Source organism: Planktotalea sp. (genome assembly GCF_049680325.1).
Taxonomy (GTDB): Bacteria; Pseudomonadota; Alphaproteobacteria; order Rhodobacterales; family Rhodobacteraceae; genus Planktotalea.
In genome coordinates this window covers 1-2694 of record NZ_JBAUHO010000058.1, presented here as the reverse complement: position 1 = coordinate 2694, position 2694 = coordinate 1, and the positions used below count along the sequence as shown (strand labels likewise).

At 58.5% G+C, this 2694-nt stretch carries 3 protein-coding genes; all 3 read right to left on the bottom strand.

Translation table 11 applies throughout. The annotated features are described in order from the left end of the window. Positions 1 to 199 precede the first annotated feature (199 nt). Positions 200 to 1711: an IS66 family transposase gene (gene tnpC / locus WBC85_RS02385; RefSeq protein ID WP_424433079.1), complete on the bottom strand. Its 1512-nt coding sequence runs from the start codon at positions 1709 to 1711 to the stop codon at positions 200 to 202. A gap of 68 nt (positions 1712 to 1779) precedes the next feature. Next, positions 1780 to 2127 (bottom strand): IS66 family insertion sequence element accessory protein TnpB, encoded by a 348-nt coding sequence (tnpB, locus tag WBC85_RS02380; protein ID WP_424433078.1) that lies wholly within the window; start codon positions 2125 to 2127, stop codon positions 1780 to 1782. Then, the gene (tnpA, locus tag WBC85_RS02375) at positions 2124 to 2540 is read right to left on the bottom strand and encodes an IS66-like element accessory protein TnpA (RefSeq protein ID WP_424433077.1); all 417 of its coding nucleotides are present in this window, start codon (positions 2538 to 2540) and stop codon (positions 2124 to 2126) included. The genes tnpB and tnpA overlap by 4 nt, the downstream gene beginning before the upstream one ends. Positions 2541 to 2694: the final 154 nt, after the last annotated feature.

The window sequence follows — 2694 nt, the reverse complement described above, 5'->3', positions numbered from 1 at the left end:
TCTCTCTTTGATCCGTCAAAAGTGCCGTAAGCTGGCGGCGTACAGACTTCTCATCGGTCAGCATCTCCTGCAAACTCTCTATGCGGTCGGTCAGTTGTTCACGCTCGCGAGTGCCGGACAAAACCCAACGTTTGTGGCACCGGCGAAAACGACCGTTTGTGACACCGCTTTGTATCCGTCCGGTCTGACTGGCGTTGACCTATTCTGCGGTCCAGTTCCAAGGCATCAGTTCATCGATGTGGGGCATTTTGTGATCTGCGACACGCGACAGAACCCAACGCAGCCAGGCTTCTGGATCGACACTGTTCATTCGGCAGGTCTCAATGAGGGTATAGGCAATGGCAGCAGCGTCACCGCCGCCTTTTGATCCCATGAACAGATAATTTTTGCGTCCCAGAGTTACCGGTCTGATTGAGCGCTCACAGATATTGTTATCAAGCTCCAGCTTGCCATCTTCGAGATATGCCCGCGCCTTTGGCATGCGGCCGAGCGCATAGCGGATGGCCGCTGCCAGGGTTGATTTGCCGGAGATCTTGGGCAATTGCAGCGAGAGCCACGCCTCGAGGTCATCAAAGACCGGTTTTGCCTTTGCCTGCCGCAGGACAACGCGCGCATCAATGGGCTGATAGCGCGCTTCTTTTTCCACGGCATAGAGGGCGGCGATGCGCTTGATCGTTTCCTCGGCGATGGCAGAGCCTTCGCTTTCGTAGACATCGACAAACTTACGGCGCACATGGACCATGCAGGCCTGCTCACTGGCGCGATCTGCCCCGAACAAGCCGTTGAACCCAGTGAAGCCGTCTGCATGGATCACGCCCTTATATCCCTTGAGATGGGATGAGGGGTGTTCGCCCTTCCGGTCCACGCTGAACTGATACCACACGCAGGGCGGCGTTTGCCCGCACCACGGACGTTCATCGCGCACATAGCTCCACAGGCGCGCTGTTTGCGCCTTTCCTTTGGCCTGCATCTTGACGGGCGTATCATCGGCGAACAGGGCTGGCCCTGCCCGGACCAGTTTGCCGATATGGACGGCAAGTGGCTCCACCAGCGCCGTTGATCGCCCCACCCAATCGGTCAGCGTGGAACGGTGCAGGTCAACCTTGTCACGGGCATAGATTTCAGACTGGCGATAGAGCGGGAGGTGATCACAATACTTGCCGACCAGAACATGGGCCAACAGGCCGGGACCCGGACGCCCGCGGGTGATCGGGCGTGAGGGCAGTTCGGCCTGAGCAAACGCGTCACAACAGGTGCAGGCCATGCGAGGCCGAACGATCCGTTTCACCACGAAGTGGCCGGGGACGTATTCCAGCTCTTCTGTCACGTCCTCGCCGAGCTGCTTGAGCGCACCACCGCAATCGCCGCAGGCGTCACCCGGCGACAGGATTTCTTCCTGTCGCTCAAGATGATCGGGTAGCGGGGCGCGATTGTGGGTGCGTTTGGCAGGAGCCTCTTGATCAGTAACAGTTTCGGGAGCTGTCTTTTGCGCCTCGGAGGCCGCCGCAATTTCGGTATCTTCCTGAAGGTCGAAGGCCAGCTGATCCATGGTCTCGGATTTGCTACCAAAACGGGCCTTGCGATGTCCCGCCAGTTCCTTCTTCAGCTTCTCGATCTGATAGGCCTGCGCCTTGATTTCGGCCGCCATCAGCTCGCTGACTGCGCGCAGTTCAGTGGGGTCTTCGGGCAGGGATTTGAACGTCGCGCGCATGCGTATTTTATATCCAAACAGCCTCCTGAATAGAACACAAAATGCGCATAAACCATTGTTTTATTGACTCATCCGGCCTGCAATGGTCGCCATGTTCGCGCAGGCATCCGCCAGTCAATTCCTTCCAGAAGCATCGACAGTTGCGCAGCCGTGACGCAGATTTTGCCGTCCTTGGCCGAAGGCCAGACAAACCGCCCTTTCTCGAGGCGTTTCATGAACAGGCATGCGCCCTGCGTATCCCACCAAATGATTTTTAGCAGATCTCCTCGACGGCCACGGAAGACAAACAGATGGCCAGAATACGGGTCCTCGGCCAGCAGCTTCTCCGTTTGTGCAGCCAGCGTGTTGAAACCTCGGCGCATATCCGTGACACCTGCCGCCAGCCAAACCCGCGTGTTGCTCGGCACCGGGATCATGCCGTCAGCCCCTGCACCAAGCCCACGACCGATGCCAGCGACGTCGGGCCTTCCACCAGAATGCGCCGCCCGTCCGACAGCGCGATATCCACGCGCTGCGCTAAAACAGTAGGCCGAGGATCGGCCGCCATATCGGTCATTGGCGCGGGAGCGGTGGGGCTTTCCAGCGCGGGCGTTTCAATCTCGACTGGCAGGAAAACGCCTTCAAGAGCGATGCCCTCCTCGGGCGATAACCCACCCTCCGCAGACGCGAACCGGGGATCCTTCAGCCATTTGAAAATCAGGTTCGCGTTCATCGAATAACGCCGAGCGACCTGTGCGACCGAAACGCCTGGCGTCAACGTCTGCGCGCAAATCGACCGCTTCTCGTCATCCGACCAGAACCGCTTCTTCAGCCCCTTCTTCCCCGCCATCACCAACCTCAAGATGTCCACTATCGATGGTGGACACTATCACCCACTCCTTCGCGCAGGCAGGGCAGTCAGACCGGACGGATAGCCTTTATCTTGCAACTGCCAACTCGGCTTTGAGTCGATGGTGTCCTTGGGAAATTGGCTACGCAGATGG

What these genes read in the sequence shown, in the direction of transcription:
- tnpC (WP_424433079.1), bottom strand. Translation starts at nt 1,711, where the DNA reads ATGCGCGCGACGTTCAAATCCCTGCCCGAAGACCCCACTGAACTGCGC.
- tnpB (WP_424433078.1), bottom strand. Translation starts at nt 2,127, where the DNA reads ATGATCCCGGTGCCGAGCAACACGCGGGTTTGGCTGGCGGCAGGTGTC.
- tnpA (WP_424433077.1), bottom strand. Translation starts at nt 2,540, where the DNA reads ATGGCGGGGAAGAAGGGGCTGAAGAAGCGGTTCTGGTCGGATGACGAG.